The sequence below is a fragment of the Cupriavidus sp. PET2-C1 genome, assembly GCF_054515855.1.
Map to the genome: position 1 here is coordinate 2868150 of NZ_CM137259.1, position 19284 is coordinate 2887433.

Genomic DNA, 19284 nt, shown 5'->3' on the forward strand with positions numbered 1-19284 from the left:
TCGGCTAGATCGTCGTGTTGTTTTGATAGAGTCCGCGTCAACCACTGCCAGAAGCCTGCCGGCAGTGCCGGCGCGGGCCAGCCGGCTTACTTGTCGCCCACCTGCAGGATCGCGAGGAAGGCCTCCTGGGGAATCTCGACCGAACCCACTTGCTTCATGCGCTTCTTGCCCGCCTTCTGCTTCTCCAGCAGCTTCTTCTTGCGCGAGATATCGCCGCCGTAGCACTTGGCAAGCACGTTCTTGCGCAGCGCCTTAACGTTCTCGCGCGCGATGATGTTGACGCCGATGGTGGCCTGGATGGCTACGTCGTACATCTGGCGCGGGATGATCTCGCGCATCTTGGACACGACTTCGCGGCCACGGTACTGCGAGTTGGAACGGTGCACGATCACGGACAAGGCATCGACCTTGTCGCCGTTGATCAGGATGTCCACCTTGACCACGTCGGCAGCGCGATACTCCTTGAACTCATAGTCCATCGAGGCGTAGCCGCGCGACACGGACTTCAGCCGGTCGAAGAAATCCATGACGATTTCCGCCATCGGAATCTCATACGTAAGCTGCACCTGCTTGCCGTGATAGCTCATGTTGATCTGCGTGCCGCGCTTCTGCGTGCACAGCGTGATCACCGAGCCGACGTAGGCCTGCGGCATGTACAGGTTGACCGTGACGATGGGCTCGAGGATGTTCTCGATGCGGCTCGGGTCCGGCATCTTGGCCGGGTTCTCCACGATCAGCTTGGTCTTGTCACGCATGTCGACCTCGTACACCACCGTCGGTGCGGTGGTGATGAGGTCCATGTCGAATTCGCGTTCCAGGCGCTCCTGCACGATCTCCATGTGCAGCAGGCCCAGGAAGCCGCAACGGAAGCCGAAGCCAAGCGCCTGCGACACCTCGGGCTCGTACTGCAATGACGCGTCGTTGAGCTTGAGCTTTTCCAGCGATTCGCGCAGCGCTTCGTACTGGTTGGCTTCCACCGGGTACAGGCCGGCGAACACCTGCGGCTTGACTTCCTTGAACCCAGGCAGCGGCTCGGCTGCCTTGCGCGCCATGGTGGTGATGGTGTCACCCACCTTGGCGGCCTTCAGTTCCTTGATGCCGGCGATCACGAAGCCCACCTGCCCTGCCTGCAGCGACTCGCGCGGCAGCGACTTGGGCGAGAACACGCCGACCTGTTCGACCAGGTGCTGCGAACCCGTGGCCATCAGCAGGACCTTGTCCTTGGGCTTGAGGGTGCCGTTGACCACGCGCACCAGCATCACCACGCCCACGTAGTTGTCGAACCACGAGTCGATGATCAGGGCCTGCAGCGGGGCGGCGGGATCGCCCTTGGGCGGCGGCACGCGTGCGATCATCGCCTCAATGACGTCCTGCACGCCGAGGCCGGTCTTGGCCGAGCAAGGCGTGGCGTCATGCGCGTCGATGCCGATCACTTCCTCGATCTCGCGGATCGCGTTTTCGGGATCGGCCGACGGCAGGTCGATCTTGTTCAATACCGGCACCACTTCCACACCGAGCTCGATCGCGGTGTAGCAGTTGGCGACGGTCTGCGCTTCCACGCCCTGCGATGCATCGACCACCAGCAGCGCGCCTTCGCAGGCGGACAACGAGCGGCTCACTTCATAGCTGAAGTCGACGTGTCCCGGGGTATCGATGAGGTTGAGGTTGTAGATCTTGCCGTCACGCGCCTTGTAGCTCAGCGCGGCGGTCTGCGCCTTGATGGTAATGCCGCGCTCCTTCTCGATGTCCATCGAGTCAAGCACCTGCGCTTCCATCTCGCGATCGGACAGGCCTCCGCAAAGTTGGATGATGCGGTCGGCCAGGGTCGATTTACCGTGGTCGATGTGGGCGATGATCGAGAAATTGCGGATATGGTCCATCTGATGCTCAGGGGTGCGCCGTTTCAGGCCACGAAGTGCCCGCGTGGGCACGCCGGGCGGCGCAGCAATTATGAACGGCCTGGAACTGGCGCCCTGCGGGGCGCACGCCGATCCCGGCCGCAGGTTGGTGACGCAGACTTTACGCCAAACTGCGATTTTACCGTATTTTCAAGGACTTCCGTATTGCGAAATGGACCACGGCGCTAGCCCCGCAGCCAAACCAGGCTTCGCCGGGCGCACTTATGTGCCATCTGGCGCCCCATGACCCACCCGTTCACGCGCCCGCGGCCCCGCATGTGCGGCCAACCACGCCCTCACCCGCTTTTCGTCAAGAAAGTAATGGCAAAGCTCCGCGTCCGAGGTGGCCGGAGAACCGGCCATCAGCACAGGCACCAGCTCGTCGAAACGGGCCATGGCCGCCGGATCGGCATCCACGTCCACCTCGTGCAAGACAAAGGAAAAATCGCGCCGGAGCAGCTCCAGCGCGATTTTCATGTCCTCGCACAGATGGCAGTAGCTCCTGCCATACAGTGTGAGATCGGCCATGATGGCAGCGCCGGTCAGCGCGAGGACATCGTGCCCGGCCGCAAGGTCAGCACCTGGGTGGCATCCCCGCGGCGCACGAACACCGCGGCGATCTTGGCTTTGTCGAGTGCCTTGACCAGTTCGTTGAACTGCTTAGGGCTGGTCACATCGCTGTCGCCCAACCGCAGGATGATGTCGCCCTGCCGAATGCCGGCGCGCATCGCCGGACCATCCGCCTGCTCGACCTCGACCCCCGACTTGATCTTGAGCTCCTTGAGCTTTGCGTCGGGAATCTCATTGACGATCAATCCAAGCGCATTGGGCTTGGCCGCCGGCGGGGTGCTATCGTCGCGCGGGCCAGTGCCGCGGGCCTTCACCTTCGCATCCGCATCCAGCTCGGCCACGGTGATGGACACCTCGCGCGTCGCGCCCTTGCGCCAGAGCTGCAACGGAACGCGCGTGCCCGGCTTGATGTCGCCAACCATGCGCGGCAGATCCGACGCCTTCTCGATGTCGCGACCGTTAAACTTGAGGATGATGTCACCGGCCTCGATCCCCGCCTTCTCGGCAGGGCCACCGGGCTCGACGCTGCCGACCAGCGCGCCCCGGGCACGGCCCAGGCCGAGAGAATCGGCAACTTCCTTGGTCACATCCCCGATCGCCACCGCGATGCGTCCGCGCGTGACCTTGCCGGTCGCCTTGAGCTGCTCGGTGACCCGCATGGCTTCGTCAATCGGGATGGCGAAGGAGATACCCATATAGCCGCCGCTGCGGCTGTAGATCTGCGAGTTGATGCCGATCACCTCGCCACGCAGGTTGATCAGCGGACCGCCGGAATTGCCGGGGTTGACCGCCACATCGGTCTGGATGAACGGCAGGTAGTCACCGGTATCGCGCCCCTTGGCGGAGACGATGCCTGCGGTCACGGTGTTATCGAGACCAAAGGGAGAACCGATGGCCAGCACCCATTCGCCCGCGCGAACCTTGTCCGAATCGCCGAGCGTCAGCTTTGGCAGGCCGGTCGCGTCGACCTTGAGCAAGGCGACATCGGTGCGCTTGTCCGAGCCGATCAGCTTGGCCTTGAATTCACGCTTGTCGGGCAGCGTGACGTAGATGGTTTCCGCATCGGCAACCACGTGGGCATTGGTCATCACATAGCCATCCTGGCTAATGACGAAACCCGATCCCACGCCACGACTCTGCTCCTCGCCTTGCGGCGGCTGGCCACGGCGCGGGGCGCCCGGCGGCGTGGGTGCACCTGGCATGGGCACGCCAAAGAAACGGCGGAAGAACTCTGCCATTTCGTCATCTTCCGTCCCCCCCGGCGTGCCGCGCGCGCGCACGCGCTCGGTGGTGCGGATGTTCACGACAGCCGGACCGGCCTTTTCCACCAGCTCGGTGAAGTCGGGTAGGTTATAGGACGGCGCGGCGGCCTGGGCGTGACTCAGCTCAGCGGCAAAGGGTGCAAAGGCGAGAATGGCAGCCATGAGCACGGTCCGAGCCAAGGCTGGAGATCTTGGTGACATCGTCGACTCCCGGGAAATCAGCGAAAAGAGGAAGAAAGCACAGGCGGCAGGGTTGCCGATCAGCGGCGGCCCGCAGGCGGTGTTCACGCCCGCGGCGGCGCCGCGATCCGGCCTAGTGGGCCTTCGGTGGTTTGTATTCTACCGCCGAGGCAAACTGCCTCACTGTGGCCGGCGGGACTTCACCCACCACGGTGATCCAGAAATCGGCTACGCGGCGTACCACGACCTGCGTGGCACCCAGCGAGGCGACGCCCTCGCGGCGCACGCGCTGCTCGGAAACCGGCTCGATAAACACCGACAGGCCGGTCAAGCCATCGCTGTAGACGATCTGGAGCACTTCGAAGACATTGCCGCGCGGGTTGGCCTGCGGTGCGCGCAACTCTCCCAGCGGGCGGCGAACCTCACGGATCTTCAGGAACCCCTTGACCGGAACCGCGATGCTCCAGCCTTCGTCGGCAATATTGGCCGGATGGTTGGTCACCTCATAGTGAGTCCAGGAGCCGGAGTTCTTGATGGCCGTGAGAATGCGCTGCTTTTCCGATGGCACGCCGATATCGACTTGCGAGAAAGCAACCTGTTCCAGCACCTTGCCGGCCTCGCCCAGGGTCTGTGCACGCATCAGCAAGCCGGAATTCTTCTCCGCCCACAGCCGCACGGCGTAGCGCGCTGCGTCATGCGGTTCGAGCGAAAAGACCTCGCACTCGACGCCGGCCACGCGCTCGCCCGGAAGCTTGCGCATATCGTAGATATCGAGCACATCGCTCTTGTTGGTGGCCAGCAGCGCCGGGAAACGATCCTTGGCCTCCTGCTTCTCCACCACCACCAGCTTGGCCTCGGGAATCAGGCTGTGGACGATGTCGTTCTGGCGCAGCACCTCGCGCGGCTTGCCGTCGAGGGTCTCAAGCCGTTCATACTCGTTGTTGACGAGATCGCTGTAGTGCTGGATACGCGATGCATGCATCACGCTGCCACGCTGATAAATCAGCGTACCGACATAATTCTCGCGCTGGGCCGCGCGATGGATCTTGTTGAGCCAGGCCGTTGCGTCGCGACGGGCCAGCGTATTGTCCGGCGGCTGCGCAGTTGCCGCAGCCGCAGTCAGACACAAGGCCAGAAAAAAGGACCTGCGAAGGGCCCTAATTCTGTGTGCGCCCGCTACGTTGGCGGGCGACCATCCTTTATGCATGTCCGGCATTATTCCTGCGAATTGTCCTGAGAGAAGTTTGCGCTGTTAGCCACTTGGCGCATGGTCGGCACTACCGCATCGGTGGCAACCGAGACGCGGTGAGCGCGGAGATATTCATCCAGACGGGGATCGCGGATCATCTGCGCGTTATCGGCGGAGACAGTCACGATGCCACCAGCCTTGGGCGCTGCAGGTTGCTCGACACGCGCCACTACCGCATCCGGCGTGCCGAGGTCGGCGGCGCCGCGCATTTGCGGCACGGCCACCCAGCTGACGGCGGCCACTGCGGCGGCAATCGCGGTGCTGGGCATGACGCGGCGCACCCACGACGGCTTGAACAGCAGGCGATGAGCCGACGACGCCTTGGCGACGGCAGGCACCAGCACATGCGGCTCACTGTCCAGACGAGCGGAAAACCGGGAAAGAAAATCATCGGTCGAGCCGGCATGCGTCAGTTCTTCCGAACGCAGGGCATCGCCAATCAATTGATATGAGGCCCAACTCGCCATGCCTGCCTCGCTTTTCGCGAGATCCAGCACTGCGTTTACTTCGTGCGGCGCCAGCTCGCCATCCATCAGCACGGAGATTTGCTCCGCTGCTTCCACTTCATGAACCGACTGCTTATGAGCCTGACCCATTTCCCACCCCTAGAAAAACCATTGAACAACCGACAATCCCGTCTACTGCTTTGTCGTTTTTCGATGCAGGAATAGGCTGCAACGCTGGCCGCACGACATTTTATTTACTGCTTACCACCAAGCATCACTACCTGCTACCACCGCTTGCCCTCTGCTGTTCCCAGCAGCGGGCGCAATTTATCGGCAATCGCCTCGCGCGCCCGGAAGATGCGTGACCGGACCGTGCCGATCGGGCAACCCATGGCTTCCGCGATCTCCTCATAACTGAGGCCCTCGATCTCGCGAAGGGTGATGGCGGTGCGCAATTCCTCGGGCAGTGCTTCCATCGCGCGGTTGACCGTCTCGGCCACCTGGCGGGTATGGAGCATCGACTCCGGTGTATTGATATCTCTTAGTTGCTCACCGTCCGCAAAAGTTTCAGCCTCTTCGGCATCGATATCACTGGAGGCTTCCGGCCGGCGTCCCTGGGTCGCCAGGTAGTTCTTCGCCGTGTTCACCGCGATCCGGTACAACCAAGTGTAGAACGCCGACTCACCGCGAAATTGCGGCAATGCTCGATACGCCTTGATGAAGGCGTCTTGTGCCACATCCTCCACTTCCGCGGAATCCCGCACCAAACGCGAAATGAGCCTGATGATCTTGCGGTGGTATTTCACCACCAACAATTCAAAGGCCCGCTTATCGCCCTGCTGGACGCGTTCAACGAGGAGCTGATCGGCTTCGCGTTCGCTCACGAATATTTCACCTGCAGTGTATCTCTTGGTATCGTCTTCACGACAAACGTTGTATTTTACCTACGTTGCGGGCCGCACGGTCAGTGCGTTGCAACGCATATTGTGAAGAATGGTTGAAATAGCCGCGCATCAGCCGGCCTCGCCGGCCGCCGGGCCTTCGCGGCGCGCAACCCGAATCGTGCGCCTCAGGGCACGCAATGCGCTGGCACCGGCAAATACGCGATTGACCACCAGCAAACGTGGCGGCCGTCCGGTCACCGGCTCCAGGGCCAGCACGAGCGCCAGCTCACCGAGTTCCCAGCTGGATTCCACCCTCGCTATCGCGCGGCTGCCGCCCGGCGTGTCGACCAGGATGCCAGGCCGGCCGGTACGGTCCCGCCCTGGCGCAAGGCCGCCGTAGGTACAGGCGGCGCCGTGCCAGAGCTTGGGCCAATGCCAGGCCAGCCAGCCGCATAGCCCGGCCAGGCCGCCTACCAACAGCCACTGCGTCAGATCCCAGCTTTGCGCCGAGCGCCCCAGTTCCTGCACGCCTTGCCGGGCCAGCAACGCGAACGTTGCCAGCTCGCAGGTCAGGAACAGCGCCAGGGCCCACCGCAAGGGATGGGCCCTGGAACGCAAAGGGGAAGCCACCCGGCGGCCGCCGGGTTCAGGCGCGACGGAAGACAAGCGTGCCGTTGGTGCCGCCGAAGCCGAAGTTGTTTTTCACCGCCACGTCCATCTTCAGGTCACGTGCCGTATTGGCCACGTAATCCAGGTCGCACTCGGGATCCTGGTTGAAGATATTGATGGTCGGAGGCGACACCTGGTGGTGCAGCGCCAGCACGGTAAAGACCGACTCAAGCCCGCCCGCGCCACCCAGCAAGTGGCCGGTCATCGACTTGGTCGAGTTGACAGCCAGCTTGTAGGCGTGATCGCCAAAGGCCAGCTTGATCGCCTCGGTCTCGTTCTTGTCACCAAGCGGAGTCGAGGTGCCGTGCGCGTTCAGATAGCCGACTTCGTCCGCATTGATGCCAGCATCCCTGAGGGCGTTGGCCATGCAGCGGCGGGGGCCGTCCATATTGGGCGCGGTCATGTGGTAAGCATCGCCGCTCATGCCGAAGCCGATCAGCTCCGCATAGATCCTGGCGCCACGCGCCTTGGCCGACTCGTACTCCTCGAGCATGACCACACCGGCGCCCTCGCCCAGCACGAAGCCATCGCGATCCTTGTCCCAGGGGCGGGAGGCGGCTGCGGGGTCATCGTTACGGGTCGACAGCGCACGCGCTGCGGCGAAACCGCCGATGCCCAGCGGCGAGACGGTGGATTCAGCGCCACCGGCCAGCATCACGTCGGCATCCCCCGCCTGGATCAGGCGGGCTGCCAGGCCAATGCTGTGCAGGCCGGTGGTGCAAGCCGTGACCGCGGCCAGGTTGGGGCCCTTGAGTCCATGGATGATGGACAGGTGGCCCGAGATCATGTTGATGATCGAGCCAGGCACGAAGAACGGGGAGATCCGGCGCGGGCCGCGATTGGTCAGCTCCGCGTGGGTATCCTCGATCATCGGCAGGCCGCCGATGCCCGATCCGACCAGCACGCCAATGCGATCGGCATTGGCTTCGGTCACTTCGTAGCCGCTATCCTTCAGCGCCTGCGAACCCGCTGCAATGCCATAGTGGATAAAGGTATCCATATGGCGGGCTTCCTTGGCCGGGATGTAGTCCTCGGCGTTGAACCCCTTGACCTCGCCAGCAAAGTGCACGGCAAGCGCGGAATGATCGAATTTGGTGACGGTGGCAATGCCAGACTTGCCGGCAACCAGGTTGGCCCAGCCTTCGGCAACCGTGTTTCCGACCGGAGACACAAGGCCAAGCCCAGTGACGACGACGCGACGACGGCTCACTATGATTTCCTACGGGTACGTGAAACAAAACCGGATTGGGAATCGATGCAGGCCAACGGCCAGCAACTGGCTGCACCGACACCGGCGCAACGCATCCAATTGTGCTTCTTCGAACAGACGAAAGCCACAGAAAACAACGCGGCGGACCCATGGGCCCACGCGCCTGCCTTCTGTGGCTCGGAATTCAGATACGACAGGCTTAGGCCTTGACGTGTGCAGTGGCGTAATCGATTGCCTGTTGCACGGTCGTGATCTTCTCGGCTTCCTCATCAGGAATTTCCATGCCGAATTCATCTTCCAACGCCATCACCAGTTCAACCGTGTCGAGCGAGTCAGCGCCCAGGTCGTTCACAAACGACGATTCGGTCTTGATGTCTGCCTCGGCCACGCCGAGTTGCTCTGCCACGATTTTCTTGACGCGTTGTTCGATATTGTCCATGTAACCCTCCAGGGAAGTTCGACAAAAAGTGGGCGCATTTTAGCAGGTTTGGGCCATAAAAATGCCCCCCGCCATCTATTGCAAGAACTGCGCCCGATCAGTTTTAAAAATAACCACTTCGTACAGCTTCTGCCGGCTTCTCCCTCGAATCCGGCCACCGCACAAGGTGATCAATTCATGTACATGCCACCATTCACATGGAGCGTTGTACCAGTGATGTAGGCCGCCTGCGGACCTGCCAGGAAGGCCACCGCATGTGCGATGTCCTCCGGCTGGCCGAGCCGGCCCAACGGGATCTGCGTCTTCAGTGCCGCATGCTGCTCATCCGACAGAACCTTGGTCATGTCGGTATCGATGAAGCCCGGCGCCACACAATTGACGGTGACGTTGCGGCTGCCGATCTCGCGTGCAAGCGCGCGGCTCATGCCTTCCACGCCGGCCTTGGCCGCCGCGTAGTTCATCTGGCCCGGGTTGCCGGTCGAGCCGACCACCGAGGTGATGTTGATGATACGGCCACCGCGGGCCTTCATCATCGGGCGCAGCACGGCGCGCGACAGGCGGAACACCGCCGTCATATTGGTCTCGATCACCGCGCCCCAGTCCTCGTCCTTCATGCGCATGGCGAGCTGGTCCTGGGTAATGCCGGCATTGTTCACCAGCACGCCCAGGCTGCCATGTGCCTTGACCAGTTCGTCGATCAGCGCTTCCGACGCCGCTGCATCATTGACGTTGAGCACGGCGCCGCGGCCCTTGCCGCCGGCTGCCGCCAGGTACTCGCTGATGGCAGCTGCACCCGCCTCGCTGGTGGCGGTACCCACCACCGTGGCGCCCTGGGCGGCCAGTTCCAGTGCGATGGCGCGGCCAATGCCGCGCGATGCGCCGGTTACCAGCGCGACCTGGTTTTCCAGAAATTTTGTCATTGCGTTGGTCCTTGTTTACTTCAGCAGCGCCAGCGTGTCCTGCAGCGAGGCCGGATCGAAGATCGCCCCGCCCACCAGGCTGCCGTCGATGCGCTTGGTCATGCCGGCCAGCACCTTGCCGGGGCCGCACTCGATCACATGGGTCACGCCTTCCGCAGCGATCTTCTGCACGCACTCGACCCAGCGCACCGGGGCTGCGGCCTGGCGGACCAGCGCGTCCTTGATGGCTTGCGGGTCATTGACGATGGCCACATCGACGTTGTTCACCAGCGGAATCGACGGCGCGGTAAACACCATGCCAGCCATGCGCTCGCGCAGGCGGTCCGATGCGGGCTTGAGCAGCGACGAGTGGAACGGTGCCGACACCGGCAGCGGCAGCGCGCGCTTGGCGCCACGTGCCTTGGCCATTTCGCAGGCCTTCTCCACGGCACCCTTGTTGCCGGCGATCACCACCTGCAACGGGGCGTTGAAGTTCACGGCCTCCACCACGCCGGCACCGGTCGCCGAGGCTTCGGCGCAAGCGGCGCGCACGTCATCGTCGGACAGGCCCAGGATGGCCGCCATGCCGCCCTCGCCAACCGGCACGGCTTCCTGCATGGCTTGTGCGCGGAAGCGCACCAGCGGCACCGCGTCAGCGAAGGGGATCACGCCGGCTGCCACCAGCGCGGAATATTCGCCCAGGCTGTGCCCTGCCACCACGGCCGGAGCCGTGCCGCCCGCGTCGAGCCAGGCGCGGTAGATGGCCACGGCGGCGGTCAGCATCACCGGTTGCGTGTTGGTGGTGAGGTTCAGGTCCTCGGCCGGGCCTTCGGCGATCAGTCGGCCCAGGTCCTGCCCAAGTGCGGCGGATGCCTCATCCAGCGTGGCACGGACTACCGCATTGCCGGCAAAGGCGTTGAGCATGCCAACTGCCTGCGAGCCTTGCCCTGGGAATACAAAGGAGAATTTCATCGCAATCGAATCGTAAAGATGAATGGCGCCAGGTCGGTGCAGCGGCATGACACCGCCGCGCCGGCCCGAATATTACATGCGCAGCAGTACCGCGCCCCAGGTGAATCCGCCGCCCACGCCTTCCATCAGCACGTGATGCCCCGCACCGATGCGGCCATCGCGCACCGCCACGTCGAGCGCCAGGGGGATCGAGGCAGCCGAGGTGTTGCCGTGCTCATGCACCGTAGCCACCATGCGCTCGGCGGGCAGGCCAAGCTTCCTGGCCGTGCTTTGCATAATGCGGATATTGGCCTGGTGCGGAATCAGCCAGTCGACCTTTTCCGCCGGGAACTGCGCGCCCGCGAGTGCTTCGCGCGCTACCTTGTCGAGCACGGTGACCGCCAGCTTGAACACAGCCTGGCCATCCATGTGCAAGAAGGGGTTGCCAGTGATATTGCCGCCCGAGACGTTGCCCGGCACGCACAGGATATCCACATGGCTGCCGTCGGAGTGCATCGCCGACGACAGGATGCCGGGCTCCTCGGAGGCCGACAGCACGACTGCGCCGGCACCGTCGCCGAACAGCACGCAGGTGGTGCGGTCGTTGAAATCCAGGATGCGGGAAAACACTTCCGAGCCAATCACCAGCGCATTGCGGTGTGAACCGCTGCGGATGAATTTCTCGGCGGTGGCCAGCGCATAGACAAAGCCGGAGCACACGGCCTGCAGGTCGAACGCCGCGCAGTTGTTGGTGATGCCAAGCTTCTGCTGCACCAGGCAGGCGGTGCTGGGGAAGACGAAATCGGGCGTGGAAGTGGCAACGATGATCAGGTCGATGCTCTGGCGATCGATGCCGGCAGCCTCCAGCGCGCGCTCCGCCGCCTTGACGGCGAGGTCGCTGCTGGTGACATCCGGTTCGGCCCAATGGCGGGCCGAGATACCACTGCGCGAAAAGATCCATTCGTCGCTGGTCTCGATGCCCTTCTCAGCCAGTTGCGCCGCGATATCTTGGTTGGTGACGCGCCGCGGAGGCAAATAGCTCCCGGTCCCGATGATTTTTGCGTAGCTTGTCATGTAATGTCGGATCGATCGTCTGGCCACGGGTCGTCGCCCGCGGCATCTACATCAAGACCTCAGGCGGCGTGCGGGCTTGGACTGGAATCCTCGGCGCCTGACTGCGGGCCGGTAGCCGGAGTGCTGTTACCTGACTTGTTGGCGAAGGCCTGAATGGTGCGTTCGATCACACCATTCCTGGCCGCATCATACCCGCGTTTGATAGCCCACTCAAAAGCGTGCGCGTCGGCGGAACCATGACTTTTGACGACCAGCCCGCGCAGGCCGAGCAGGGAAGCGCCGTTGTAGCGCGCCGGGTCCAGGCGCCGGGACAATCGCTTGAGTACCGGCAAAGCCAGGACCGCCAGCAGCTTGGTAAACCACGAACGCGTGAATTCTTCCTTGATCATGTTGGCGATCATCTTGGCCAGCCCTTCGCTGCTCTTTAGCGCGACGTTGCCGACAAAGCCATCGCACACCACGATATCGGTAGTGCCCTTGAAGATGTCGTTGCCTTCCACGTTGCCGTAGAAGTTGAGTTCCGAAGCACGCAGCAGCTCACCCGCGCGCTTCACCACATCGTTGCCCTTGATCACTTCCTCGCCGATGTTGAGCAGGCCGACGCTCGGGCGTGCCTTGTGATCCACCACGGCGACCATGGCCTCCGCCATGCGCGCGAACTGCAGCAGGTGCTCGGGCTCGCAGTCGGCATTGGCACCGAGGTCGAGCACCGTGGTACCCCAGCCCTGCTCGTTGGGAATGGTGGTGGCGATAGCCGGCCGCTCGATGCCTTCGAGCGTTTTCAGCACATAGCGCGACACCGCCATCAGGGCGCCGGTATTGCCTGCCGAGATGCACGCGCCAGCCAGCCCCTCCTTCACCTGGGTCACCGCCACGCGCATCGAGGAATCCTTCTTCCTGCGCAGCGCCACTTCAACGGGGTCATCCATGGTGATGACTTCGGACGCGGTGACAATGCGCACGCGCGGATGGTCGAGCGCGTGCAGCTTCTTGAGCTGCGGCTCGATGCTGTCCCGCAAGCCGACCAGCACCACTTCGGCGTCGCTATGGCTGGAGAGAAAACTGATCGCCGCCGGTACGGTCACGGAGACACCGTGATCGCCACCCATGCAGTCGATAGCTAGTTTGATCGTCATTGTTTCCTGGTGCAGAAGCGCTGGTCGGCGTGACTTGAAATCCTGGCTCCCAAGCCGGGCAGGCATGACCCTGACCAGCCGGTGGCAACCCGACGGCACTCCCGGAGCGCTCCACGGCGAGATCTGGCGCCGCCCTCGCCGCCGCGCACGGCATCTAGCCATGCACTCAGCTTGAGCCGGCGGCGCAAATCGGCCCGGTGGAAGCCTGCGCTACGGTTTGCGCTGCGAGCGCGCAACAAAAAAGCGGCAACGATTTTGCCGCTTTTTTGTTTTTGACCTACCAACGTGCGCGTACGAGACGCAAAGTCACGCCGAACGATCTGTCAGTCGTTCTTGGTCTTGATGACCTTGCGGCCACGATAGTAGCCGTTCGGGCTCACGTGGTGACGCAGGTGGGTTTCGCCCGTGGTCGGCTCCACTGCCAGCGCTGCCGTGGTCAGGTGGTCGTGCGAGCGATGCATGCCGCGCTTGGAGGGCGACTTCTTGTTCTGTTGAACTGCCATGATGACTCCTTCGAGAATTTTTCAATGGTAACACACGCATCCCGCACGAGGCGTAGCCGGGCCCGGCCGGATGCTGATCCTGGTGCCTTGGAACGTTGCCAGATGCCGGCGAACCGGCTTCAGTGCTTCGTTTTCAGGCCGGCCAGCGCCGCAAAGGGCGAAGGCCGTTTTTCTTCTTCCGGCAGAACCTCTGGTTCAGGTTCCGCCTGTCCGTCCACCCCGGTCACGAGGCTTTCGTGCACCGTGGGGCAAACGTCATGCTTGGGCGCCACCGGCAAAGCCAGCAGCACTTCATCTTCAATCAGCGTCAGCAGGTCGAAGCGCTTGGAGCCAACGATGACATCGAGCTCGTCGTCGTCCATGGGCGCCGCATCGGCATCCGCCTCGCTGGCGACCACCTCGAAACACATGTCCGTGGCGATCGGCTGCTCGTAGACCCGCAGGCAGCGCTGGCAATCCAGCCAGACCCGGCCATTCACGGCCAGTTCGACGAACAGGCGCTCCACCGCGGGCTTGCCGGGCTCGCTCGCCTCTTCCTCGACAAAGCCGGAAAGCGCGTAGCTGAACACCTCGTCCGGTGCCGATGCTGGCGCTTGCGCCGCAGTCTCGGCTATGATGCGCGGCAAATCGCGAGCAGCAACTTCGCCGGTGGCGTCGTCGCCAGCGCGGCAAAACGCAAAGAGATCGAGCGCGCGCAGGTCAATCGGCTGGGTCATGTCTTATCGTGCCGTCATGCCGGGAGGCCTCCCGGAGGATCGCGGCTTCGACGCATTTTTACGTATACCTGACATATACCTGTATACGCACCGTCGAAACGTGACTCGGAAGCTACACAACACCGGAAAAAACACGGTATTGCGCCGGACTTGCTTGGCTAAACGCGAGATTATACGTCGATTCTGCTGCCGCGGTCAAAATTTTGGAAGACGGTCATTCGCCGCTTTCCCTTTTCGCTCAATTACTTATGTCGCAAACTTCCCGCCCCACCCTGATCCTGGGTTCCAGCTCACGTTATCGCCGCGAACTGCTGGAACGCCTGCGCATTCCTTTCGAGGTGGCGATCCCCGACATCGACGAAACCCCGCAGCCCGGCGAAAGCCCCGAGGCCACCGCGCTGCGGCTCTCCCACGCCAAGGCACAGGCCATTGCCGAGCGGCATCCAGGCACCCTGGTCATCGGCTCTGACCAGGTCGCCACGCTGGACGGCAGGCAGATCGGCAAGCCCGGATCCCACGAGAAGGCCCTGGCACAATTGCAATGGATGCGCGGCCGCACCGTCACTTTTCACTCGGCGTTGTGCCTGCTTGACAGCCGTAACGGCGAGGCGCAGTTGGCGGACGTCCAGACGCGCGCGACTTTCCGCGATCTTCCCGACCAGGAACTGGATGCCTACCTGCGCATCGAGCGCCCTTATGATGTCGCTGGCAGCGCCAAATCCGAAGGACTGGGCATCGCCCTGCTCTCACATATGGAATCCGACGATCCCACCGCGCTGGTAGGCCTGCCCCTGATCGCGCTGACCAATATGCTGCGCCAGGCCGGCTACCCTTTCTTCCAGGATTAAGGGCTTCGCCCACCCTGCGCCAAGCCACAGAAGACAAATGAGAATCCAAGCATGAGCGGCACCCTGTACCTGATCCCCAACACCTTGGGCAAACGCGACGAGTTCGACCCGCTCGCGGATGTCATTCCGGCTGGCGTGCAGCAAATCACGGCCAGCCTGGACTACCTGGTGGCGGAAAATGCCAAGACGGCACGCGCCTTCCTGAAGAAGCTCAGCGAAACCTGCCCGCTGGCCAAGCCAATCCAGCAGATCGAAATCCGCGAGCTCAACGTCAATACGCGGGAAGGCGAACTGGCCGCACTGCTGGCACCGATCCGCGAAGGGCGCGACGGCGGCCTGCTGTCGGAAGCGGGCGTACCGGCAGTGGCCGATCCCGGCGCCAACCTGGTGCGCCTGGCTCACACCAAGGGCGTGCGCGTGCGCCCGCTGGTGGGCCCGAGCTCGATTCTGCTGGCCGTGATGGCGTCCGGCCTCAATGGCCAGAGCTTTGCTTTCAACGGCTACCTGCCGGTGGATGCCGGCGAGCGCGCCAAGCGCCTGCGCGAGCTGGAGCAGCTATCGCGCAAGGCACGCCAGACCCAGGTCTGGATCGAGACACCGTACCGCAATGGCCCCTTGCTGGAAGCCATGCGCCAGCATTGCGCAGGCACCAGCCTGCTGTCGATCGCGGTAGACCTGACCTTGCCAAGCGAGACGATCGTCACGCTGCCCATCTCCGATTGGCGCCCGGAGCGGCTGGCACTGAACAAGCGCCCGGCCATTTTCTCCTTGCTGGCAGCCTGAGCGACGGTCGGCCAACGAAGCAACAAACGAAAAATGGGGCGTTTTCGCCCCATTTTTTTACTCCGTGCCCAGCTCGGCCGACTTAATGCATGGCCTGCACGCGCGTGCCGAACAGCATGGTCTTCATCGCCGCCGTGCCCATCGCCGCGCCGAAACGCTTGGCTACCCGCTCCGCAATATTCTCCTTGACGGTGTAGTCGACGATGTCCTCGGCCTTGAAGAGATCCCGCGCCACGTAGTCCGCGTTGCCCAGGCCGTCGGCCAAGCCCAGCTCCACGCTGCGCTCGCCGGACCAGAACAAGCCGGAGAACAGGTCCGGATCGTCCTTCAGGCGATCGCCCCGGCCTTCCTTGACCACGTCGATGAACTGCTGGTGGATCTGCTTGAGCATGGTTTCGGCGTATTGCTTCTGCCTCGGCACCTGCGGCGAGAACGGGTCGAGCATGCCCTTATTGGCGCCGGAGGTATAAAGCCGGCGCTCGACGCCCAGCTTGTCCATGAGCCCGGTGAAGCCAAAGCCGTCCATCAGCACGCCGATCGAGCCGACAATGCTAGCCTTGTCGACATAGATCTTGTCGGCCGCCGCCGCCACGTAATAGCCGCCCGAGGCGCAGATCTCCTCCACCACCACGTAGAACGGCTTGGCGGGATAAAGCGTCCGCAGGCGCCGGATCTCGTCATTGATCATGCCGGCCTGTACCGGCGAGCCACCCGGCGAATTGATCTTGAGGATAATCCCGGCGGCATTGGTGTCGGCAAATGCGGCTTGCAGTGCTGCGTTGATCGATTCGGCGCTGGCCGGCGTCCCGGCGGCGATCTCGCCGTCGAGCGATACCATCGCCGTATGGCGACCGCTCGTGGCAATGGTGCCGTCGCCCTTGAAGTCGAAAACAGCAAGGAAAATCAGTACTAGCAGAGCGAGCCCGGCGAAGCGGAAGAAAATTCGCCAGCGGCGTGCCGCGCGCTGCTCGCGCAGCGTCGCCATCAGCACCCTTTCCAGCACATCCCGCTCCCAGCCTGTGCCCGTGGGGACGGGACCGACGTCACGACCTGCCATGCGCGCCTGGCGCTGGCCGGCTTCTTTCTGCGAAGCAGCATCTCCGGCGCGCAACTCTTGCTCCAGCGGGTAATCCGCCTGCGAGACGGTTTCCAGCCGTTCATCCCCCGCCCCGGGCGCCCCGGCGCTGGCCGAAGCCACCGGTTCCTGCGCCTTGCCGGATTCGTCCTGCGGCGGCTTTTGCTCTTCAGTCATGCAGTTGGCTCTTGATTATGAATAGATAGGCGGGCCTGGGCACCGGGCCTCCCGGCTGCCCGCTAGCCCGCGGGTGCTTCGTATGGACTTTCCGGCAGCCAGTACACATTGCCGTCGCGCTCTTCGACGCGCAGCTTGGACAATGAAGCGCCCCGGCAGGGGCCGCCCACGCACAAGCCGCTGTCCGGCGCATAAACCGCGCCATGTGTCGCGCACATCAAGTATAGGCCCGAGGACTCGAAAAACTGTCCCTCCTGCCAATCGAGCTCCATCGGCACATGCGCGCACTGGTTCAGGTAGCCATGGACGGCCCCCTCGAAGCGCACGACGAACGCGCTTACGGGACGCCCACCCACTTCGACCACAAAACGCACCCCGGCGCCGCCGTCAGCCAGGTCCTCGGCCGCGCACAGGTGCCGCTCTCCGGTCATCCCCTGGCCCGTTGCGTCAAGCATGCGCCAGCAGCCAGTCTTTCAGGTCGGCGATGGATGTCGCGCAATGCAGCGGCGCCATCGCGCGCAGGGCGTCCGCGGGATGCGCGCCGTAGCCTACGCCGATGCCCGCAGCGCCGGCATTGGCCGCCATCTGCAGGTCATGGGTGGTATCGCCGATCATCACCGTGCGCTCCATGTCCTGCCCCAGTTCGCGGGTCAGCTCCTGCAGCATGGCCGGGTGGGGCTTGGAAAAGGTCTCGTCGGCGCAACGCGTGCCGTCGAACAGGCGCACGAGGCCGGTCGCTTCCAGGGCGCGCTGCAGGCCGACGCGGGTCTTGCCCGTCGCCACGCCAAGGAAATAGTGCTCGGCGCGCAAGGCTTCCAGCATCTCGCGCACCCCGTCGAACAGCACCAGTTCGGCGTCGCGGGTCAGGAAGTGGAAACGGTAGCGCTCGGCCAGCCGGGGATAGTCGGCGGGATCGAGCGTCGGCACGGCGTACGACAGCGCATCCTTGAGTCCCAGCCCGATCACGTGGCTGGCGGCGCGGTCGTCGGGCACCGGCAAGCCGAGGTCGCGGCTGGCCAACTGGATGCATTTGGCGATGGTCGGGGTGGAATCCATCAGGGTTCCATCCCAGTCGAACACGATCAGGTCGAAGCGTTGCCTGGCCATGAATATCCTTGTTAGCGCCTTAGTCAGCGGCGCGCTGGTTACGGGCTTGCTGCAGGAACGCTTCGCACTCCGGCGGCATGGGTGCAACGACAGTGGTGATTTCTCCACTTATCGGATGCGTAAATGTCAGGCTGTGCGCGTGCAGGAACATGCGCTTGAGCCCGGGATTCGCGCCGCTACGGGCCAGCGCCTTGTTGAGGGCGTAATCGCCGTATTTTTCGTCGCCCAGGATCGGGAAGCCGGAATGCGCCAGATGGACCCGGATCTGGTGGGTCCGCCCGGTCTTCAACTCGGCCTCGAGCAAGGTGTAGCCCGGCATGACCTCGAGCCGGTTGAACACGGTATGCGACGCAATGCCATCTTCCTGCACCCGCACGCGGCGCTCGCCTTCCGGGGTGGTGTACTTATATAGCGGGAATCTCACGTGCTGCCGGGCATTCTCGAAATGTCCCGCCACGCAGGCGAAGTAGCGCTTGTCCAGCGCACTGCCGCGCATCTGCTCGTGCAGGTTCACCAGCGCCGTACGCTTTTTCGCCAGCACCAGCAGGCCGGAGGTTTCGCGGTCGAGACGGTGCACAAGCTCAAGGAACCTGGCCTGCGGGCGGGCGCGCCGCAATTGCTCGATCACGCCGAATGCCACGCCGGAGCCGCCATGCACGGCCACGCCGGCAGGCTTGTTGATCACCAGCAGGTATTCATCCTCGAAGACCACAGGAAAGCTGGCCGGCGGCACGAACTTGCCGGCATCAGGTGCCGAAGCCGCCACACGCATAGGCGGAATCCGTACCACGTCGCCCAACTGCAGGCGATAGGTGGCGTCGACCCGCCCCTTGTTCACACGCACTTCGCCCGACCTCAGGATGCGGTAGACATGGCTCTTGGGCACCCCTTTCGAGAGCTTCAGGAGGAAGTTGTCGATACGCTGGCCATCGGCTTCGTCGCCAATCGTTACGTACGCCACCTGGGGCCCGGCCGCGGCGGCCCGCACCTCTTTTTCAATTTGATGGCGTAACTCATTCATTTTCAATATAATTTCCTCGCTGTTCCGGCCAAAGACCGGCAGCGCAAGTCAGGTGTAGGCGATTCGTCGTATTTTACACTTCGGGTTGCCGCCAACCCTGCCAGCCTCCCGCTTCTTTGCGTACCACGCGAGCCCGGGGCTGGTAAATGGCAGCAAAAACGCAGCACGCACGGTATCGCCCGCGCAG

General features: G+C 63.3%; 21 protein-coding genes. 2 read left to right on the forward strand and 19 right to left on the reverse strand.

Annotated features, from left to right (window positions below):
- Positions 1 to 86 precede the first annotated feature (86 nt).
- The 15 genes from lepA to ACX12D_RS13060 form a co-directional block, all read right to left on the reverse strand.
- The gene (gene lepA / locus ACX12D_RS12990) at positions 87 to 1880 is read right to left on the reverse strand and encodes a translation elongation factor 4 (protein ID WP_150983163.1); all 1794 of its coding nucleotides are present in this window, start codon (positions 1878 to 1880) and stop codon (positions 87 to 89) included.
- A gap of 240 nt (positions 1881 to 2120) precedes the next feature.
- A complete protein-coding gene (locus tag ACX12D_RS12995) occupies positions 2121 to 2426 on the reverse strand; it encodes a glutaredoxin family protein (protein ID WP_459371418.1) in 306 nt (101 codons plus the stop codon).
- Positions 2427 to 2440: 14 nt separating this feature from the next.
- Positions 2441 to 3931, reverse strand: coding sequence for a DegQ family serine endoprotease (locus ACX12D_RS13000; protein ID WP_459374016.1), 1491 nt, complete (start codon positions 3929 to 3931; stop codon positions 2441 to 2443).
- A gap of 112 nt (positions 3932 to 4043) precedes the next feature.
- Positions 4044 to 5117, reverse strand: coding sequence for a MucB/RseB C-terminal domain-containing protein (locus ACX12D_RS13005; RefSeq protein ID WP_441641064.1), 1074 nt, complete (start codon positions 5115 to 5117; stop codon positions 4044 to 4046).
- Positions 5118 to 5125: 8 nt separating this feature from the next.
- Positions 5126 to 5755 carry a sigma-E factor negative regulatory protein gene (locus tag ACX12D_RS13010; RefSeq protein ID WP_150983159.1) on the reverse strand — a complete coding sequence of 210 codons (630 nt, stop codon included), beginning with the start codon at positions 5753 to 5755 and terminating at the stop codon, positions 5126 to 5128.
- Between the two features lie 134 nt (positions 5756 to 5889).
- Positions 5890 to 6489: an RNA polymerase sigma factor RpoE gene (gene rpoE, locus ACX12D_RS13015; RefSeq protein ID WP_006158605.1), complete on the reverse strand. Its 600-nt coding sequence runs from the start codon at positions 6487 to 6489 to the stop codon at positions 5890 to 5892.
- A 129-nt stretch (positions 6490 to 6618) separates the two neighbouring features.
- The gene (locus tag ACX12D_RS13020) at positions 6619 to 7086 is read right to left on the reverse strand and encodes a hypothetical protein (protein ID WP_459371419.1); all 468 of its coding nucleotides are present in this window, start codon (positions 7084 to 7086) and stop codon (positions 6619 to 6621) included.
- A 49-nt stretch (positions 7087 to 7135) separates the two neighbouring features.
- Positions 7136 to 8368, reverse strand: coding sequence for a beta-ketoacyl-ACP synthase II (gene fabF, locus ACX12D_RS13025; protein ID WP_441641067.1), 1233 nt, complete (start codon positions 8366 to 8368; stop codon positions 7136 to 7138).
- Between the two features lie 199 nt (positions 8369 to 8567).
- Entirely contained in the window at positions 8568 to 8807 is a 240-nt protein-coding gene (acpP, locus tag ACX12D_RS13030) for an acyl carrier protein (RefSeq protein WP_009522116.1), read from the reverse strand.
- A gap of 170 nt (positions 8808 to 8977) precedes the next feature.
- Positions 8978 to 9727 carry a 3-oxoacyl-ACP reductase FabG gene (gene fabG / locus ACX12D_RS13035; protein ID WP_459371420.1) on the reverse strand — a complete coding sequence of 250 codons (750 nt, stop codon included), beginning with the start codon at positions 9725 to 9727 and terminating at the stop codon, positions 8978 to 8980.
- Between the two features lie 15 nt (positions 9728 to 9742).
- Positions 9743 to 10678 (reverse strand): ACP S-malonyltransferase, encoded by a 936-nt coding sequence (fabD, locus tag ACX12D_RS13040; RefSeq protein ID WP_459371421.1) that lies wholly within the window; start codon positions 10676 to 10678, stop codon positions 9743 to 9745.
- A 72-nt stretch (positions 10679 to 10750) separates the two neighbouring features.
- Positions 10751 to 11731 (reverse strand): beta-ketoacyl-ACP synthase III, encoded by a 981-nt coding sequence (locus ACX12D_RS13045; RefSeq protein ID WP_150983156.1) that lies wholly within the window; start codon positions 11729 to 11731, stop codon positions 10751 to 10753.
- A gap of 59 nt (positions 11732 to 11790) precedes the next feature.
- Positions 11791 to 12867: a phosphate acyltransferase PlsX gene (gene plsX / locus ACX12D_RS13050; RefSeq protein WP_459371422.1), complete on the reverse strand. Its 1077-nt coding sequence runs from the start codon at positions 12865 to 12867 to the stop codon at positions 11791 to 11793.
- A 323-nt stretch (positions 12868 to 13190) separates the two neighbouring features.
- On the reverse strand, positions 13191 to 13370 hold the full coding sequence (gene rpmF / locus ACX12D_RS13055) for a 50S ribosomal protein L32 (protein WP_006158597.1): 180 nt from the start codon (positions 13368 to 13370) through the stop codon (positions 13191 to 13193).
- A gap of 119 nt (positions 13371 to 13489) precedes the next feature.
- On the reverse strand, positions 13490 to 14086 hold the full coding sequence (locus ACX12D_RS13060) for a YceD family protein (protein ID WP_459371424.1): 597 nt from the start codon (positions 14084 to 14086) through the stop codon (positions 13490 to 13492).
- Positions 14087 to 14334: 248 nt separating this feature from the next.
- Between ACX12D_RS13060 and ACX12D_RS13065 the strand changes: the two genes are divergently transcribed.
- Positions 14335 to 14934 (forward strand): Maf-like protein, encoded by a 600-nt coding sequence (locus ACX12D_RS13065; protein WP_441641073.1) that lies wholly within the window; start codon positions 14335 to 14337, stop codon positions 14932 to 14934.
- 51 nt (positions 14935 to 14985) lie between these two features.
- On the forward strand, positions 14986 to 15717 hold the full coding sequence (locus ACX12D_RS13070; protein WP_174425087.1) for an SAM-dependent methyltransferase: 732 nt from the start codon (positions 14986 to 14988) through the stop codon (positions 15715 to 15717).
- A gap of 82 nt (positions 15718 to 15799) precedes the next feature.
- Here the strand turns inward: ACX12D_RS13070 and ACX12D_RS13075 are convergent, their stop codons facing one another.
- The 4 genes from ACX12D_RS13075 to ACX12D_RS13090 form a co-directional block, all read right to left on the reverse strand.
- Positions 15800 to 16969 carry a S49 family peptidase gene (locus tag ACX12D_RS13075; RefSeq protein WP_459371426.1) on the reverse strand — a complete coding sequence of 390 codons (1170 nt, stop codon included), beginning with the start codon at positions 16967 to 16969 and terminating at the stop codon, positions 15800 to 15802.
- 62 nt (positions 16970 to 17031) lie between these two features.
- A complete protein-coding gene (locus ACX12D_RS13080) occupies positions 17032 to 17424 on the reverse strand; it encodes a Rieske (2Fe-2S) protein (protein WP_174425085.1) in 393 nt (130 codons plus the stop codon).
- A complete protein-coding gene (locus ACX12D_RS13085; RefSeq protein WP_459371427.1) occupies positions 17417 to 18076 on the reverse strand; it encodes an HAD-IA family hydrolase in 660 nt (219 codons plus the stop codon). The genes ACX12D_RS13080 and ACX12D_RS13085 overlap by 8 nt, the downstream gene beginning before the upstream one ends.
- Positions 18077 to 18095: 19 nt before the next feature.
- Positions 18096 to 19097 carry an RluA family pseudouridine synthase gene (locus ACX12D_RS13090; protein WP_459371428.1) on the reverse strand — a complete coding sequence of 334 codons (1002 nt, stop codon included), beginning with the start codon at positions 19095 to 19097 and terminating at the stop codon, positions 18096 to 18098.
- Positions 19098 to 19284: the final 187 nt, after the last annotated feature.